Here is a 17,180-nt window from a genome sequence, read left to right as displayed (position 1 = left end):
ACCCACACCCCCGCGCCCGAGGCCGCGGCCCTGCCGCCGGTCGGGCGCGTGCCGCTGGCGATCGCCGGTGCCATCGGTGCCGCGCTCACCGGCTACGTCTTCGCGGAGCACGGGGCCAAGCCCGGTGTCCTGCTGCTGCTCGGGCTCGGTCTGGGGTTCGCCCTGTTCCACTCCCGGTTCGGCTTCACTTCCGCGTGGCGGCAACTGGTGGCCGTCGGCAACGGCACCGGCCTGCGTGCCCACACCCTGCTGCTCGGCACCACCGCGACGCTCTTCGCCCTGGTCATCGGCACCGGCAGCGGCCTGTTCGGCTCGGTGCCGACCCCCAGCGCCGGACCGATCGGGGTGGCCCTGCTCATCGGTGCCTTCCTCTTCGCCATCGGTATGCAGCTCGGCGGTGCCTGCGCTTCCGGGACCCTGTTCGCCGTCGGGTCCGGCCAGGGCACCATCGTGCTCACCCTCTTCGGCTTCATCACCGGCTCCACCCTCGCCGCCTGGCAGTTCAACCTCTGGAACGGGCTGCCCGCGCTCGACCCGTACGTGCTCTCCGACCACATCGGCTGGTTCGGCTCCTGGGCGGTGACGATCGCGGCGCTCGCCGGAATCTGGTTCATCTCGCGCGCCGTGCAGGCCCGCCGCACTCCCCCGCCGGTCGGCACCCCGCCATCGGCGCGCGGCACCCTCCGCCGTACGGTGCGGGGCTCCTGGCCGCTGGCGGCGGGCGCCGTGGTCCTCGCGGTGCTGGGCGCGGGCGTCCTGCTCGTCTCGGGCGGCGCCTGGGGTGTCACCAGCGCGTTCGCCCTGTGGGGGTCCAAGGTCGCGGGCGCGCTCGGCGGCTCACCGGAGACCTGGGCGTTCTGGCAGCAGCCGGGCAGCGCGGCCCAACTGTCGGGACCGGTCCTTGCCGACAAGAACAGCCTCACCGACATCGGCATCATGGTCGGCGCGGCCGTCGCCGCGGCCGCGGGCGGCGTGTGGCGACTGCACCGCGCCATCCCCGCCCGCACGGCGCTGGCCGCCGTCATCGGCGGCATCCTGATGGGCGTCGGCGCCCGCCTCGCCGGGGGCTGCAACATCGGCGCCTACCTGGCGGGGATCGCCTCCGGCTCCCTCCACGGCTGGATCTGGGGCGCCGTAGCCATCCTCGGCACCTGGGCAGGCCTCCGGCTGCGCCCACTGTTCGGCCTGCCCAACCCCAAGCCAACGGACAGCGTCTGCTGATCCGGCGGCCCGCCCCGTCGCCCCTCAGGCCCCGTCGGCTTCGTGCGGCAGTGGGAACCAGCGCAGGGCCTCGGCCTCGGGTGGCAGGTCGATGGCCCCGTCGCCGGGGCCGCTGCCGGGGCCGCTCGGGAGTGAGGCGAGGATGCGGCGGGTCTCCTGCCGGTGTTCCCGTAGCGCCTCCTCCCCCGCCGAGCGGCGCGTGGGGCGGCGTTCCGTGGCCGCGAGGGCGGTGCGCAGACCCCCGAGGTCCGAGTCCGGTTCCGGTGGGGCGGCGCGATGGCGCCAGACTCCGGTGCCGACGTCGAAGCGGTAGTCGGTGAGCAGTCGGTGCCCCGATTCGGCGACGATCTCGACCGCTTCGACGACATGGGCGCGGACCCTGTCGGACATGAAATACGGGAAGCTGACCCGGGTCCAGCCCGGCTTCAGCCCTTCGAGTCCGTCGTCGGCGACCACGTCACGGTAGGCGTGCGAACGCGTCGTGCCGATGCCAAGAAGGCGGTGTCCGTACGGTCCCGCGCACGAACACCCGCCCCGCGCCTGGATGCCGAACAGGTCGTTCAGAAGCGCCGTCACGAAGTTGTGGTGCAGATACCCGTCCCCGTGGCGGATCAGGAAGGAGACCACCGGGAGCCGGGGCGCGTCGGTGTTGCCCAGCACCTCGATCCCGGGATGCTGGAGCCAGCGCTCACGCACCGCAGCCCATGCCTGGTCCTCGCGGGCCCGGATCAGGTCGGTGCCGACGGATTCCTTCAGCGCGAAGACGAGGCCCGCCCTGATGGACTCGATGATCGCGGGGGTGCCGCCCTCTTCACGTGCCACGAGGTCGGGTACGTATCGGTGGCCGTCCGGTCCCACGTAGGTGACCGTGCCGCCGCCCGGGACGACAGGCACCGAGTTGCTCATCAGGTCGCGGTGGACGATGAGTACGCCGGGCGTCTGCGGACCGCCCACGAACTTGTGCGGGGACAGGAAGACGGCGTCCTTGTGGTCCACGCGTCCGGGCCGCGACTCGCCCACACGGATGGGCAGGTACGGGCCCGCGGTGGCGTAGTCCCAGAAGGACAGGGCGCCGTGGCGGTGCAGGAGGGTGGCCACGGCGTCCGTGTCCGTCAGGATGCCGGTGACGTTCGAGGCAGCGGACATGCTGGCGATGCGCAGCGGACGGTGCGCGTACTCCCTCAGTCGACTGCTCAGGTCCGCCAGGTCGACGCCCCCTCGGGGGTCCTCACGTATGACCACGACATCCGCCTGGGATTCGCGCCACGGCAGTTCGTTGGAGTGGTGCTCGTAGGGGCCGACGAAGACGACGGGCCGTTCGGCCTCCGGTCGCCGCGTGCCCGTGCCGGTGCCCCGCAGCCCGAGTATGCCGATCAATTTGTCCACGGCGCCCGTCGTGCCGGAGCCGCAGAAGATGACGTGGTGGCCGGCTCCCGCACCCACGGCGTCCGCGATGATCGCGCGGGCCTCTTCTCGGAGCCGACCCGTCAAGCGGCCGTTCTCCGAGCTCTGCGTATGGGTGTTCGCATAGCGAGGAAGCACGGCCTCGCGCAGATAGTCCTCGATGAAGGACAGGGAACGGCCCGACGCCGTCCAGTCCGCGTACGTGATCCTTCGTGGACCGAAAGGACCGGATGCGAGATCGCCCTCCCCGATGAGACCGGCGCGAATGCGTCGCAGGACATCGGAGGTATCGATGGCATCGGAGGTATTGGAAGCATCAGACGTACCGAAGGTATCGAAGGTATCGGCAATATCGGGGTTGAAGGTTCCTGGCGCGTATAAGTCCACATTGTTACGACGCTTGTTCTGCTCCGGCGGTTCACCGAGGCACCACACGGCCGCACCGCCCCAGCACGGTGGCGCCACCCGGCGAAATCCCGGTGCCTCGACGCCTGGCCGTCTGGCATAAAGGCCGGAGACGGTACCAATCCTGTGGGAGCTTACCGTGACGATCACATGGCGCAGACTCGGCGAGACCGACTTCACGCTGCTGAGGGGGTGGCTCCGTCAGCCTCATGTCGCACGCTGGTGGAACCACGAGACCGCGCCCGAGGCCATCGCCCGCGACTTCGGGCCGGCGGCCCGGGGCGAGGAGCCGTCGGAAGACTTCCTCGTCTCCGTCGACGGGAACCCGGTCGGCTTGGTGCAGCGGTGCTGGGTCGCCGACTATCCGCAGTACCTCGGCGATCTGACGTCCCAGGCCGAGGTACCCGAGCGGGCGATCACTCTCGACTACCTGATCGGCGACGTCCGGCTGACCGGACAGGGGCTCGGCACGCGCCTCATGCAGGCGTTCGTCCCGGCCACCTGGGTCGACCACCCGGACGCGACGAGCATCATCGTCCCCGTCCACTCCGCCAACCGCGCGTCCTGGCGGATGCTGGAGAAGGCCGGGTTCCGCCGCTACGCCACAGCTTCCCTGGAGCCGGACAATCCGGTCGACGACCGCGTGCACTTCGTCTACCGCGTGGACCGCCCCGCCCATTGAACTGCTTCAACTCCGCACCTGCGCGGGGCCGTTCGGAGAGAGTACACAGGCAGGAACGGTGCCGTTCACCGCGTGGGATGATCCACACCCCCTACGGCACTTGACGCCCGTAAGGGAAAGACGAACGGAGTCGCCTTGCGAAGAACCACCCGTGCGGGAGCCCTGTGTGGGCTGCTGCTCACGCTTCTCACGCTGTCCATAGCACCGTCGGCGCAGGCCGGTGACATCCTGACCGAGAAGTCGGCGGGACAGAGGTACGCGCTCCAGTCGAAGGCGGCCAGCGACAAGGCCGGGAAGCCGGTGTGCGCATCGGTGGCGACCGACGAAACGGGCAGTCAGGCGGCCAAGCTCCGCGCGCGGGTGGACTGTTCCGACCCGGCCGCGCTGCGACCGGCGGAGACGTTCACCCTCCACACCGACAAGTACGCACTCGCCGCCGCTCTGCGTTCCGAGGCGAACGGCCAGTACGTGTCCGCGGAGTTCCACGACGCGGATTCCCACTTCGGCATGCTCCGCGCCCGCCAGGACGAAGCCTTCGGGAACTGGGAGAAGTTCGAACTGGTCAGTCTGGCGGACGGCTGGTTCGCGCTGCGCTACAACTTCACCGAGAACGGCGTCTCCAAGGACTATTACGTCTCCGCCGAGGTCAACACCACGGGTGCCGACCAAGGGCTGCTGCGCGCACGGACGGCCACGGCGCCCGGCTCCTGGGAGCAGTTCAAGCTCGTGAGAATCCCCTTCCCCGCCTCGGACGAGCCGCCCGCCGCCACCCTCCCCGCACCGGCACGCAGCCTCCGCACGCTGACGTGGAACACCTGTAGCAACAACGGTGACTGCGGCATGTACAAACTCTCGGCGGACGAATTCACCGACGCCGTCACGCAGCGGGCCACCACCGCCAAGGCCGACGTGATCTTCCTCCAGGAGTTCTGCGAGAAGCTGGCCAAGCCGCTGGAGCACAAACTGGAGGCCAGGGACGGCGGGGCGGACACGTGGGACGTCCGGTTCGCTCCCATCCAGCTCAAGGTCGCTCCCGATCGCTTCGCGCAGAAGTCATGCGCCAAGAACCGCGAGGCCTACGGTGTCGCGATCGCCGTGCCCGCCGAGAACACCTGGTACAAGGCGGTCGAGCTGGATTCGCCGGACAAGAAGGAGCGCCGCACCGCGCTGTGCGCCGCCGTCCGCTCCTGGGCCGTCATGGCCTGCACGGCCCACTTCAGCACCGGCGGCCCCAACTACGACGACCCGTCGCGGCACACGCAGCAGGCCCAGGCCGCCAATCTGGCCCAGCAGGCCGCGCGGTACAGCGGATATCGGGCTCTCATCGGCGGTGACCTGAACGCCACCCCCACCGTCACACCCACCGAGAGCAGCGTGCCCGTCCTGCAGCCGCTGTACGACGCGTACAAGGAGTGCGACCAGCCCGCCAACCGCCCCACGGCGGGCAGCTCCAAGCTGGACTACCTCTTCGCCGCCTCCCCGGCGACCTGGTCCGGCTGCACCATCGGCACCGACACCGACAACCCCTCGGACCACCGTCCTGTATGGGGGACCGTGACGCTCCCGGCGCGGTAGGCGGACGCACATGACGACTCACACCCCGGCCGAGCGCGCCCTGGCCCGCTCGTACACCACCGGCGACGACGCGACCAGGTTCAACGTCACGGATCTGACGGTGGAGCACCGACCGGATCGCAGCATCACGCTGACCTACCGGCTCGTCGTCGAGCAGAGGGGCCCTGGCGGCCAGAGGGGTCCTGGGGACGGCGAGTGCTGGGTGTGCACGCTGCCCTGGAACGACAAGTCCTTCGTGGACGTGTTCACCTCGCCCTCGCCCGATCCCGAGCGTCTTCGCCGACTGGTCGAGCTGGTGCGCGGCCTTCTGGAGGAGTGGTGGGACACCAAGGGGTTCAACCGCCGGTTCGCGAAGATGGGGCGCCGATGTTCGTGAGTCGTCAGCCATGAGAGGGCAGGACCGGGCGGACGCCGTGGACCGCGAGCTGACGCGGCGTCCGCTGCCGGGCATCGGGGGCCGTGACGTGTCCCGAACCGCTCGGCGGCGGTAGGTTGTGGGCGCGTACGGGCGTCCAGCGTGACGCACGACACCAGGTGACTGTCCGCTTCGGGACCTTCAGCACGTCCGTTTCAGTGCCTCTGGCCCCCTGTTTCACGAAATTCTCACGCTAACTTTTCCCCCTCTTGATCTTGTTTTTACTGGGAGGGGAACTTGTGACGACACGTCGCAAGCGCAGATCCGGGCGTGTGTTGACCACGTGCCTCGCGCTGTCCGGACTGCTTGTCGTGGAGGCCGCCGTTGCGGGCCTCACCGCCGTCGAGGCGGGCGCCACCGTGCCGCGGGGCATCGTGGCCGAACCGGCGGCCGGAGACGACGCCACCGCCGCCATCCTCCGGGCCCGCCTGGAGGACAAGCGCGTCGAGGTCGTCGGGGAGCGCACCGAGACCAGGACGGTGTGGGCCAATCCCGACGGGACGCTCACCGAGGAGCAGGCCGCGGGGCCGGTGCGGTTCCGCGGCGACGACGGGGAGTGGACCCCCGTGGACATCGGCCTCGCCAAGCTGACGGACGGCCGCGTCGGGGCCAAGGCGCACCCGCTCGGGCTGACGTTGGCCGGGGCGACGCCCGAGCGCAAGGACGCGGCGGCCACCCGCCGCCTGCGCGCCGCCGAGGCCGTGCCCGCCGCGACGCCCCTGGTCTCGCTGACCACACAGAAGGGTCAGCGGGTCGAACTGGGCTGGCGCGGCGCGCTGCCCGTACCCCGCGTCGACGGCACCAAGGCCACCTACCGTGACGCCCTGCCGCACGCGGACCTCGTCGTGGACGCCACCAGGACCGGCTTCGAGCAGTCCGTGGTCCTGAACTCCCCGAAGGCCGTGGACGAGGCGGGCACCCTGCGCATGACGCTCACCGCCAAGGGGCTGACCGCCAAGGCGGAGTCCGGCGGCGGAGTGTCGTTCACCGACGCGGCCGGACGGGCCGCGGGGACGCTGCCCGCCCCGGTCATGTGGGACGCCAGGTACGACGAGCGCTCCGGCGAGCACACCCACCGCGCACCGGTCGCCATGACCGTCGCGCAGGACGGTGACCGGGTCGACCTGACGCTCACCCCGGACGCCGCGTTCCTCGCCGATGAGAAGACGAAGTTCCCGGTGACCGTCGACCCGTCGGTGAACCTGCTGACCACGTTCACCACGTTCGTGCAGGAGGGCTACAACACCGACCAGTCGGCCGCCAAGGAACTCAAGCTCGGCAACAACGGCGCGGGCCAGGTGGCCCGCTCCTTCCTCAAGTTCGACAACAAGCCGGTGAAGGGCCGCGAGATCAAGTCGGCCACGCTGAAGCTGTGGAACCACCACTCCTGGTCGTGCAAGGCGGCCGCCTGGGAGGTGTGGGACACCTCCGCCGCCTCCACCGCGAGCCGCTGGAGCGCGCAGCCCACCTGGCACCGCAAGTGGGCCACTTCGACCCAGACCAAGGGCGGCACCGGCTGCGCCGAGGGCTGGGTGAGCGCCGACATCAAGTCCCTGGCGCAGGCGTGGGCGGCCAATCCGCACGACGAGAACACGCTGGGCCTGCGTGCGCAGGACGAGAAGGACTCCTACGCCTGGAAGCGGTTCGCCTCCCGCAACGCGGCCGGCCATGTGCCCGTTCTCTCCGTCACGTACAACAATCCGCCGGGCACGCCGAGTGCGGTGACCCTGGCGCCTTCGGCGTACAACTCGTACAACAAGCGCACCTACGCCACCTCGCTCACGCCGACTCTCTCGGCCAAGGTCGCCGACCCCGACGGCGGTACGGTCAAGGCGCAGTTCGAGGTCAGCGCCGACCCGGCGTTCAACGACGCGGGCACCTACTCCTGGACCGGCACGAGTGCGGGTGTCGCATCGGGCGGCATCGCCAAGCTGACGATCCCGGCGGACAAGAAGCTGGGCTCCTTCGGCTACCGCGTGCGCTCGCGCGCCCACGACGGCTCCGCGTACGGCGCCTGGAGCGGCTATGTGCGCTTCCGCGTCAATGTCGGCAAGCCCGCCACCCCGGCGGTCCGCTGTGAGGGGTTCACCGCCGAGCAGTGGACGGACAGGCCGGCCGGTGAGATCGAGTGCACCTTCAGCACGGCTTCCACGGACGGCCGTGGCTTCCTGTGGGGTCTCGACGACGCGCAGACGCCGCAGGCCGTCAACGATCCCGCGGGCACCGGCGGCAAGCCGCAGACCGTGAAGGTCAAGGCCGCCAAGGGCTGGCACACCCTGCACGCCCGTACCGTCGACTCGGCGGGACTGCTCTCGGGCACGGCCGCGTTCCAGTTCGGCGTCGGCGCCAAGCCGTCCGTCCTGCCGGTCCCCGACGTCCCCGGAGCGCTTCAGGAAGGCGCGACGGACACGGCCACCCCGATGCTCTCCGGCGTGCTGACCTCCGCTTCCCAGGAGCGCGTGCACGGCGAGTTCGCGCTGTACGACGCGGCGGGCGAGGCGATGACCGACGTACCGCTGGTTCCCGCCGACGCGGACAGCGGCAGCCGGGTCGCCACGGTGATCCCCGAGGACACCCTCACGGCAGGCGCCACCTACCGCTGGGCGATGCGTGCCTGCGGTGACGAGGCCTGCTCGAAGTGGACGGAGAAGCGGTCCTTCACCGCCAAGGCCCCCAAGGACGCCCCCGAACCGGCGACCCGTACGGTCGAGATCTCCGGCAGCGCGCTCAGCGACGCCAGCGCTCCCGTGGGCGCCAAGGACTGCGACGGCGCCGCCTGCGCCGCCGTCAAGGACGAGCTGCTGCGGGTCGGCACGCCGGACTCCACGGCCTGGCGGGCCTGGTTCAAGGCGGACCTCTCGGCCGTCCCCTCCGGTGCCAGGATCACCGACGCGCGCCTTGAGCTGCACCGCGCCGACTGCCCGGCGGACGCCGATGCCGCAGATGCCGCGGACGCCGCCGACGGCTGCGAGGAACCGGCCGCGACCGCGCGCGACCTCGCCGAGCCCTGGTCCCCCGAACAGGACGGTCAGGCGCTGGCCGCGGCCGCCAGTGATGAGGCGTTCGAGGCCGACGACGAGCTTCCGGCAGCGATCGGCGACCTCAACATCGCCCCGCTCGTGGACGGCTGGCTGTCGCCCGACGACAACCACGGTCTCAGCCTCCAGCTCGGCGACGAGAAGAGCGCCGCACCCGGCGTCGTCTACCACTCCTCACGCGCCACCGACCCGGCCAAGCGCCCCAAGCTGGTGATCAGGTACATCGCCGCCTCGGCTCCCGGCGCGCCCACCAGTGTCCGTGCCGTGCCGGGCGACGGCGGCCTCCTGGTCACCTGGAACGCACCGGCCGACCCCGGCGCCGCGAACGACCCGGCCGAGGCGTCCGACACGGCCGACGACGCTCCCGGGGCGCTGAGGTACACCGTGGTCGTCCGCAAGGGCGACACCGAGGTCGCCCGCACCACCACCGAGGACACCCGGCTCGTCGTACCGGACCTCACCAACGGCGCCGAGCACACGGTGACCCTGACCGCCACCACCAAGTACGGCACTTCCCCCGCCGCCACCTCTCCCGCCACCAAGCCGGTGGCCGTGGCCGACGAGGCGAAGTACACCCAGGCCGTACGCGACTACGCCACCGCCCGTGCCGGAATCCTCAAGGGCACCTACACCACGGCCGAGAAGGCGGCCGCCGCGTCCCCGCACGGCGCGATGTTCCGCGACCTGCTCACGGAACAGGAGCCGGAACTCAACCGCAGGCGTGAGGGGTACGCGCGGCACGACCAGCACTACTCCTCGATCACCAGCAAGCTCGACGACCCGCTCACCGGCCCCGGACCCGACGGCTCCGTCGTCGTCCGCGGCCGGTTTACCGAGCAGAGCGTGCTGACCCACAAGGACGGCACCGAGGAGCAGGAGGAGGGCGAACTCGCGGGCCGCTTCGTCTTCACGCGCGGTGTCCTGCACATGGAGGCCGACGACGCGGGCGTCGAGGTGACGCTGCCCACGACCGCCGACGCCGCGAAGTCCGCGACGGTCGCGCCCCTGGCCGAGGACAGCATCGAGGAGGTCACCGAGGGCGAGCAGGAGGCCCCGCTGGTCGAACTGGACGCCGACGGCATGCTGCCCGGGGAGTCCGCGCCGACGGCCGGTTCGCCGATGCTGCGCGCCGCCGCCCCCAAGGGCAGCGGCACCGCGAGCTGGGCCAAGCGCCATGTCGGCATCAAGTGGGAGTACGGCCAGGACTGCACGAACTTCGTGTCCAAGGCTCTGCACCACGGCGGCAAGATGAAGCAGCGCAAGGGCGGCCGCAAGAACCTCTCGCGCTGGTTCCGCAACAACATCGGCTGGAAGCGCCTCGACAGCTACACCTGGGCCGGTGCCGCCAACCTCCGCCAGCACCTCAAGAACCACCGGGGCGGCCGCGAGATCTCCCGGTACGACGTCCGTCCGGGTGATGTGATCTTCGCGTACTACAAGAAGGACCGGCAGTGGAATCATGCTGGTGTCGTCACCGGCGGCAGCCGGGGCAAGATCTCCATCACCCAGCACGGCAGCAAGAACCACACCACGCTCAGCCAGTGGCTCAAGCCCAAGAAGATCACGGCCGTGAGCATCATCAGGCCCGGGAGGCGCAGTTGAGACACGGACGTCGACGCCGACACGGACGGGGCCGGGGCGCCCCGGCCGCCGTGGTCGCGGCAGCGGCTCTCCTGCTCGGGGCGTGCACGACCGACCACACACCCCCGCACGTCAAGGACGGCAGAGCCGACCTCGACCTCTCCGTGACCGGGCAGCCCTCCTCGGAGACCCTGGCCCTGGTCGAGAAGGCCCTCGTGCGCATCCAGCAGCACGACGAGGAGGGCCTGGCGAAACTGTCGTACGACGGCGAGGACGCCGAGAGGACCGCGGAGAAGTGGGTGGCGAAGTGGGGTGACGCGGCGCGGAAGCCGATGACCGCCGACTTCGCCGTGGACCCGAAGAAGTACGTCACCGTGAAGATCCGCTTCCGGGGTGTGCCGGGCGTGCTGCCCCTCACCCTCGAAGCGGACACCGACGACGACTGGGCCTACGGAATCGTCACCGGCGAGGAGCCCGGCAAGGAGCCCGGCAAGGGGTAACCGGCCCCGGAAGGCAGCCGGTCACCCGAGCAGAAGGCCCCGGAGTGTCCTCGTGGACGCCCGGGGCCTTCGACGTACCCGGCCATGGACCCGCACTTCCATGTCCACCCCCCCTTCCAGGTGTCCGCTGCGGCAGGTGAAGTAAACCGGTGCCGGGCAGCATCAGGGCCACACGGTCGGGATCACCGCTGAAGCGGGTGGGTATCACCAAGGACATGCCCGCACTCTATGGACTGCCGCCGCCGACGCGACTGGAATTTGCCTAGGCCGACACGTCGGGGTCATGGCTGATCAGGTCGCCCGGCTGGCACTGCAAAACCTCGCAGATCCGCGACAGGGTGGAGAAGCGGATGGCCTTGGCGCGCCCGTTCTTGAGGACGGACAGGTTGACCACGGTGATGCCGACCCGCGCGGACAGTTCGGTGAGGGTCATGCCGCGCTCGGCGAGGAGTTGGTCGAGGTGGATGCGGATCCCGTGGAGTTCCTCTTCGGCCATCAGATGGTTCCTTCGAGGTCCTCTCGCATGCGTACACCCTCTCGCATGATCTTACCCATGATGACCCCGGCGAGCCCAGCGAGAACGAGCACCTGCGGGCCGGTGACGGTCGGCCCCGATCCCACCATCGGCGCCATGCTGCCCACGAGCCAGGAGTGCGACCAGCCGCCGATGAGACCGGCCAGCGGCGTGCCCAGCGTGACGAACCAGCCGAGGGCGGACAGCCGCCGCGCCACCGCGTCGGTGAACGGTCCCCGCAGCACGACGGTCTCGAGCAGCCGCGAGAAGAGCAGCAGCGCCAGGGTGCCGAACAGCACCCAGGGCAGCCTGCTTCCGAGTTCGGCCGCGCGCTGACCCCCGGAGGGATGGTCCTGGCAGAGGCGGGTGGCACTGCTGGACGCCTCCACGCCGTCCCGGATCGGCAGCGGGTGCTCCAGCGTGGCGTTGGCCCAGAAGCCCGTCTCCGTGCAGACCGCCCCGTCATCCATCATGTGCGTCACCGCCGTGCCGACGAAGACGATTCCACTGAGCATCGCCAGCACGAAGCTCGCTGACGCCAGGGCCTTGGTCAGTCGCGTGTTCACCGCATGCCTCCCTATCGTTTTTCGATACGCCGAAAGAGTAGGGGAGCATATCGATATTCGACAAGTCGGCAGTCCGGAGCACGCAACCCGCAGCCCGCGTCCCGCAACGGAGTCGAGTCAGGTGACGGCCAGGGCGAGCGCGGCGGCGATGAGAGCGCAGGCCGCGCCGACCACAAGACACCACCCCACTCCGGCCGGCGAACGTTCCGCGGGCTTCGGGGCGTCGAGGGCGCAGGCACACATCCCGTGCCGCGTGAGAACGGGCGAGTCAAGCCAGTAGGCGGAGGCCAGCTCGGCGTGCGGAGGGTGACTGGGGGCTTCGTCCATGCCCGGGAAACGAGCGACGCGACAGCGCGCGGAGGGACGTCCGCGAGCCTTCACGCCATCTTCACGCAGCGGTTGCATCCGCGCTGGCCACAGGCCCGGGGCACGCTTCGGCCGAGCGAGGACGCGTCAACACGCATCTCCTCCCCGGCGCCGGAGGTCGAGCACGGCGAGCACCGTGCGCTCCGCCGCGAGCACCAGCGCGACGACCACGGCGGTGACCGCGCCCCACCCCGCGTCGGGCATCCACAGCAAGGCCGACTCGATGGAGCCGCCGAGGGCCGAGGGCAGCACCCACCACAGAAGTGCCGCGAGCGTCAGCGACCCGGCGGCCGACGCGAAGGTGTTCACCATGATGCGGCGCCGGGAGCGGGCGCGGGCCGCTGCCCGCCGTCCGGGCAGCAGGCGCAGGGCCGGGGCAGCCACGCACAACGCCAGCGCCCCGGCCAGTACCGCCGTCGCCCAGGGCAGGAGCAGCGCCAGCGGATCGGGGGAGGTGGACTCCGGGTCCTCTCCGGACAGGATGCGCGCCACTCCGAACGCCGCGTCGTGGAACTCCTGGGCCCGCAGCAGGTGGAAGGCGTTCTGCACGACGATCACGGCCCGGTCGCTGTCGGGGAGCATGACGACCATGGCGTCATAACCGGGCAGGGAGCCGGACTTCCAGACCATACGCTCGCCGGTGCCGTTGTCATTGCCGGTGCCGTCGCTGGTGCCATTGCTGGCGCCTTTGGCGGTGCCTTTGAGTGTTCCTACGGACCAGCCGAGGCCGAAGCGGTCGATGTCGCTGTCTACCTGGCCGCGCTGGGTCTCCGCGATCCCTTTCGCCGAGAGGACCCGCCGCCCGTCGAGCCGCCCGCCTCCGAGTTCGGCCAGGGCAAGACGGCTCAAGTCCCGTACGCTGCCGCCGACATGGGACGCCGGAGTGCCCGAGGTGTCGTACGGGGCGTTGAAGCGGGCCGCCTTGCCGAACAGCAGTCGGTGACCGGGTGCCACCCTCTCGCGCCGGAAGTCCCGCGCGGTGGCGACGGCGTGCTCCATGCCGAGCGGATCGAGGATCTCCTCGTGCAGGTAGGTGCCGAACGGCCGCCCGGACACCTCCTCGACCAACGCACCGAGCACCACGTACCCGGCGCTGGAGTAGGCGTAGGACTCACCCGGCCCGTTCGCGGGGGGTATCCGCGCGAGGTCTCGGACCGCATCGGCCAGGGCCCCCGGAGTGTTGTCGTAGCGGTCGGCGATCTCGGTGCTGGCGGAGGCAGGGATGCCGCTGGTGTTGGTCAGCAGGTGGCGGACCGTGATGCGGTCGGAAGCGTCCTCGTCGGCGAGCCGGAACCAGGGCAGATAGGTCCGCGCCGGAGCGTCGAGATCCACCCGGCCCGCCTCCGCCAGTCGCATCACGGCGAGGGCCGTGAACGGCTTCGCGACCGAACCCCACAGGAACGGTGTGTCCGGGGTGACGGCTCGGCCCCGCCCGTCGAGTCCGAGGCGCCCGAGGAGACCACCGCCCGGCCGCGGCCCGTCCCGGACGAGCAGGACCCGCCCGCGGGGCAGGAGCCGCCGCGCGCCACCGCCGCCCGCCGTGCCGTCGGCGCCGTCGATCTGACGCCCGGACCCGGCGCGGGGCGCCCGTTCGTGGTGTTCGCGCGGCCCGCCCTGTACGACGACACCACCACCCGGCTGCGCCGCGTCGGCGCCTGGGCGCGCCCCCGGGTGGCCGCCGCCGCGGCCTGCGCGGTCGTCGGGCTCGGCCTCATCGGCGGCGCGGTCACCGGCAGTTGGCTGACCGGCGAGTCCGCGGCGAGCGGCGGCACCGCGGGCGCGTACGCGGTCACGGGCGCGCTCTGGCACAGCGTCCCCGTCGACCGGCTCTTCCCGCGCACCCTCAAGGGCGGCGGCGCGGGCCCCGGCGGCGCCGACCGCTCCTGGACCCGCGTCGCCGTCGCCCCGGACAGCGGCTGCCGCGCCGCCTTCGACCCGCTGCTCGCCAAGGCCCTCGCCCCCGTCGGCTGCCTCCGCCTGCTGCGCGCCACCTACGCCGACGCCACCCGGAGCCATGTCACCACCGTGGGCCTGCTGTTCGCCAAGGCGGACGCCGACGGCATGCGGGCGCTGCGCAACCGCATGACGGAGGAGGGGCTCGACCGGCGCACCGACCTGATGCCGCGCACCTACGCCGCCGACGGCACCCTCGCCGAGGACTTCGGGGACGCCCAGCGCGCGGCCTGGACCCTGTCCGTGCTCCCGGACGCGCCCGTCGTCGCGTACGCGGTGTCCGGCTTCGCCGACGGCAGGGCCGTCACCGACCCCGAGCCCGCGGCGGAGGCGATGGACGGCAACGACTCGGCCCCCGCCCAGTCCGGCCTCGGCCACGAGGCGAAGGGCATCGCCGACCGCGTCGAGCGGACCCTGCGCAAGACCATCGCGGACGCGGAGAGGGACGCATGAGGAACGGCCGGAGCCGACGGCACCAGCGCCGGCACCACCGACGGGGCCTCGTCGGCGCGCTCGTCGCCGCGCTGGTGCTCGCCCCGGCGGCGACCGCCCGCGCCGACGACGGCATCCGCGTCCAGCAGTGGGCCCTCGACGCCCTGCACACCGGCCAGGTCTGGCAGACCACCAAGGGGCGCGGCATCACCGTCGCCGTCCTGGACACCGGCATAGACGACCAGCACCCGGACCTCGCGGGCAACGTCCTCGCGGGCAAGGACATGGTGGGCTTCGGCGCCTCCCGCGGCGACCGCTCCTGGGCCCGGCACGGCACCGCCATGGCCGGGATCATCGCGGGCCACGGTCACGGCGAGGGCCGGGGCGACGGCGTGCTCGGCATCGCGCCCGAGGCGAAGATCCTGCCCGTCCGGGTGATCCTGGAGGACGGCGACCCGGCCCGCAGGAAGGCCCGCAACACCCGGGGCAACGCCCTCGCCGACGGCATCCGCTGGGCCGCCGACCACGGCGCGGACGTCATCAACCTCTCCCTCGGCGACGACTCCAGGTCCGCGCACCCCGAGCCGTCCGAGGACGCCGCCGTGCAGTACGCCCTCAAGAAGGGCGTCGCCGTCGTCGCCTCCGCGGGCAACGGGGGCGAGCGCGGCGACCACATCTCCTACCCGGCCGCCTACCCCGGGGTGATCGCCGCGACGGCCGTCGACGAGAACGGCGCCCGCGCCTCCTTCTCCACCCGCCGCTGGTACGCCACCGTCGCCGCGCCCGGCGACGACATCGTGATCGCCGACCCCGACCGCAAGTACTACGAGGGCTGGGGCACCAGCGCCGCCTCCGCCTTCGTCTCCGGGACGGTCGCCCTGATCCGCGCCCGGTACCCGGACCTCGCGCCCGCGCAGATCAAGCAGCTTCTGGAGGACACCGCCCGCGACGCCCCGTCCGGCGGCCGTGACGACGCGCGCGGCTACGGCTTCATCGACCCCGCGGCGGCCCTCACCCGCGCCGGAGGGCTCAAGCCGGACAAGCTGCGCGCCACGGCGTACGGGGAGAAGTACTTCGGTCCCGGCCCCGGCACGGCCGGGAGCGAGGACGGCGCCGCGGGCTGGGTCGGCCCCCTCGCGGGCGGCCTGGGCATCGCCCTCCTCGCGGCCTCCGTCCACCTGTGGCGCGGCAGGTCCGCGCCCCGCTCCCGGGGCCGCGCCGGACTGCCGCTGTAGCCCCCGACCTGCCGCCGTGGCCCCCGGCCCGGCTCTGTAGGGTCGGACCGTGGCGAACAAGAACATTCCCGACCCCGGTTTCTCCGACGACGACGGGTCGGCCGACCCCGCGCTCGCCGCGGCGCTCGCCGGGTGGGCCGAGGACCGCACCGCCCACGGGCCCGTGCTCGCGGCCCTCGCCGGAGCCCGGCTGCTGGTGCCCGTCGTCGCCGTGCTCGGCGAGGTGGAGGAGGACGAGAACGGGCTGCGCCGCGAGAAGACGAGCGACATGGCCGTGCCCACGCTGAAGGCCGGAGACCGCAAGGCCCTGCCCGCGTTCACCTCCACCGAGGCCCTCGCCCTGTGGGACCCGGCCGCCCGCCCCGTCGCCGTACCCCTGCACCAGGCGCTCCAGGCCGCCGCCCACGAACAGGCCGACACGATCGTCCTCGACCTCGCGGGCCCCGTCCCCTACGAACTCGGCAGGACCGCGCTGCTCGCCCTCGCCGAGGGCCGCGCCGACGCGGACCCGCTGGCCGACCCCGCCGTGCGCGAGGCCGTGCGCGCCGCCGTCGCCGCCGAGCCCGCCGTCCTCCGTGCCCATCTCGGCCCCGGCCCCTCCGACGGCACCCTCGCCCTCGTCCTCGGCACCGACGCCGACCCGGCGGCCGCCGCGGGGCGCGTGGCGCGGCTCATCGCCGCCGACGAAACACTGAGGGCCCGCCTGGTGCGCGGCCTCGACCTGGCACTCCTGCCGGCCGGGGCGACGCCACCGGGCGAGCCCCTCTACGTACGTACGGGCTGACCGCGCGCGCGGTGCGGGCTCAGCCGAAGACCGGGCCCGTGTACTTCTCGCCGGGGCCCTGACCGGGCTCGTCCGGCACGAGCGAGGCCTCGCGGAAGGCGAGCTGGAGGGACTTCAGGCCGTCCCGCAGCGGCGCCGCGTGGAAGGAGCTGATCTCCGTGGCGCTCGCGTCCATCAGGCCCGCGAGGGAGTGGATCAGCTTGCGGGCCTCGTCGAGGTCCTTGTGGCCCTCGCCGCCCTCGGCGAGGCCGAGGTTCACGGCGGCGGCGCTCATCAGGTGGACCGCCACCGTGGTGATCACCTCGACCGCGGGGACGTCCGCGATGTCACGGGTCATGGTGTCGAAACTGGGGGAGTCACCGGCGGGGGACTCGGSGGGTGCGCCCGCCCACAGGCGCCGCAGTTCGGGGATGGTGCGCAGAGTGCGGTCCCGGCGGTCGGCGTAGTGGCCGGGGGCCAGGGTGAGGTCGGCGGAGTGCCAGCCGGTGGCGACGGAGAGGCCGACCCTG

15 protein-coding genes are annotated in these 17,180 nt (G+C 71.9%); 9 read left to right on the top strand and 6 right to left on the bottom strand.

The window, feature by feature from the left end:
* On the top strand, window positions 1–1,221 hold a 1,221-nt coding region (locus AB8Z36_RS08830), incomplete at its 5' end, for a YeeE/YedE family protein (protein WP_369212649.1).
* 24 nt (window positions 1,222–1,245) lie between these two features.
* Here AB8Z36_RS08830 and AB8Z36_RS08825 read toward each other — a convergent pair.
* Window positions 1,246–2,877, bottom strand: a complete 1,632-nt coding sequence (locus AB8Z36_RS08825; protein ID WP_369212652.1) for an aminotransferase class V-fold PLP-dependent enzyme — start codon at window positions 2,875–2,877, stop codon at window positions 1,246–1,248.
* A 292-nt stretch (window positions 2,878–3,169) separates the two neighbouring features.
* Between AB8Z36_RS08825 and AB8Z36_RS08820 the strand changes: the two genes are divergently transcribed.
* From AB8Z36_RS08820 to AB8Z36_RS08800, 5 genes are all read left to right on the top strand, one after another.
* Window positions 3,170–3,712, top strand: coding sequence for a GNAT family N-acetyltransferase (locus tag AB8Z36_RS08820; protein ID WP_369212648.1), 543 nt, complete (start codon window positions 3,170–3,172; stop codon window positions 3,710–3,712).
* 135 nt (window positions 3,713–3,847) lie between these two features.
* Window positions 3,848–5,287 (top strand): endonuclease/exonuclease/phosphatase family protein, encoded by a 1,440-nt coding sequence (locus AB8Z36_RS08815; protein ID WP_369212647.1) that lies wholly within the window; start codon window positions 3,848–3,850, stop codon window positions 5,285–5,287.
* Window positions 5,288–5,297: 10 nt separating this feature from the next.
* Window positions 5,298–5,663, top strand: a complete 366-nt coding sequence (locus AB8Z36_RS08810; RefSeq protein WP_369212646.1) for a hypothetical protein — start codon at window positions 5,298–5,300, stop codon at window positions 5,661–5,663.
* A gap of 311 nt (window positions 5,664–5,974) precedes the next feature.
* Complete coding sequence (locus tag AB8Z36_RS08805) at window positions 5,975–10,342, top strand: DNRLRE domain-containing protein (RefSeq protein WP_369212645.1); 4,368 nt, start codon at window positions 5,975–5,977, stop codon at window positions 10,340–10,342.
* Between the two features lie 50 nt (window positions 10,343–10,392).
* On the top strand, window positions 10,393–10,821 hold the full coding sequence (locus AB8Z36_RS08800) for a hypothetical protein (RefSeq protein ID WP_369212644.1): 429 nt from the start codon (window positions 10,393–10,395) through the stop codon (window positions 10,819–10,821).
* 262 nt (window positions 10,822–11,083) lie between these two features.
* On the opposite strand, the gene AB8Z36_RS08795 is transcribed toward AB8Z36_RS08800, so the two are convergent.
* The 4 genes from AB8Z36_RS08795 to AB8Z36_RS08780 all read right to left on the bottom strand — a co-directional run bounded on the left by AB8Z36_RS08795 (window position 11,084) and on the right by AB8Z36_RS08780 (window position 13,665).
* A complete protein-coding gene (locus AB8Z36_RS08795) occupies window positions 11,084–11,317 on the bottom strand; it encodes a helix-turn-helix domain-containing protein (protein ID WP_369212643.1) in 234 nt (77 codons plus the stop codon).
* Entirely contained in the window at window positions 11,317–11,901 is a 585-nt protein-coding gene (locus AB8Z36_RS08790) for a DUF2975 domain-containing protein (protein WP_369212642.1), read from the bottom strand. The genes AB8Z36_RS08795 and AB8Z36_RS08790 overlap by 1 nt, the downstream gene beginning before the upstream one ends.
* 117 nt (window positions 11,902–12,018) lie before the next feature.
* On the bottom strand, window positions 12,019–12,228 hold the full coding sequence (locus tag AB8Z36_RS08785; RefSeq protein WP_369212641.1) for a hypothetical protein: 210 nt from the start codon (window positions 12,226–12,228) through the stop codon (window positions 12,019–12,021).
* Between the two features lie 126 nt (window positions 12,229–12,354).
* Window positions 12,355–13,665, bottom strand: coding sequence for a serine hydrolase domain-containing protein (locus tag AB8Z36_RS08780; RefSeq protein WP_369212651.1), 1,311 nt, complete (start codon window positions 13,663–13,665; stop codon window positions 12,355–12,357).
* 195 nt (window positions 13,666–13,860) lie between these two features.
* On the opposite strand from AB8Z36_RS08780, the gene AB8Z36_RS08775 reads away from it, so the two are divergent.
* From AB8Z36_RS08775 to AB8Z36_RS08765, 3 genes are read left to right on the top strand one after another with little or no spacing between them, the layout of a single operon-like run.
* Complete coding sequence (locus AB8Z36_RS08775) at window positions 13,861–14,673, top strand: hypothetical protein (protein WP_369212640.1); 813 nt, start codon at window positions 13,861–13,863, stop codon at window positions 14,671–14,673.
* Complete coding sequence (gene mycP, locus AB8Z36_RS08770; RefSeq protein ID WP_369212639.1) at window positions 14,670–15,887, top strand: type VII secretion-associated serine protease mycosin; 1,218 nt, start codon at window positions 14,670–14,672, stop codon at window positions 15,885–15,887. The genes AB8Z36_RS08775 and mycP overlap by 4 nt, the downstream gene beginning before the upstream one ends.
* 49 nt (window positions 15,888–15,936) lie before the next feature.
* Window positions 15,937–16,671 (top strand): SseB family protein, encoded by a 735-nt coding sequence (locus AB8Z36_RS08765; RefSeq protein WP_369212638.1) that lies wholly within the window; start codon window positions 15,937–15,939, stop codon window positions 16,669–16,671.
* A gap of 19 nt (window positions 16,672–16,690) precedes the next feature.
* Here the strand turns inward: AB8Z36_RS08765 and AB8Z36_RS08760 are convergent, their stop codons facing one another.
* Window positions 16,691–17,008, bottom strand: a complete 318-nt coding sequence (locus AB8Z36_RS08760; protein ID WP_369212650.1) for a DUF1844 domain-containing protein — start codon at window positions 17,006–17,008, stop codon at window positions 16,691–16,693.
* Between the last annotated feature and the right edge of the window lie 172 nt (window positions 17,009–17,180).

Source organism: Streptomyces flavofungini, assembly GCF_041028215.1.
Classification (GTDB): Bacteria; Actinomycetota; Actinomycetes; order Streptomycetales; family Streptomycetaceae; genus Streptomyces; species Streptomyces flavofungini_B.
Note: the sequence above shows the minus strand (reverse complement) of the source record. Positions and strands in the feature narration are given on the sequence as shown.

Excerpts from the sequence above, each read along its gene's own strand:
- AB8Z36_RS08810 (WP_369212646.1), top strand. The coding sequence starts at position 5,298 with ATGACGACTCACACCCCGGCCGAGCGCGCCCTGGCCCGCTCGTACACC.
- AB8Z36_RS08795 (WP_369212643.1), bottom strand. The coding sequence starts at position 11,317 with ATGGCCGAAGAGGAACTCCACGGGATCCGCATCCACCTCGACCAACTC.
- AB8Z36_RS08785 (WP_369212641.1), bottom strand. The coding sequence starts at position 12,228 with ATGGACGAAGCCCCCAGTCACCCTCCGCACGCCGAGCTGGCCTCCGCC.
- mycP (WP_369212639.1), top strand. The coding sequence starts at position 14,670 with ATGAGGAACGGCCGGAGCCGACGGCACCAGCGCCGGCACCACCGACGG.
- AB8Z36_RS08760 (WP_369212650.1), bottom strand. The coding sequence starts at position 17,008 with ATGACCCGTGACATCGCGGACGTCCCCGCGGTCGAGGTGATCACCACG.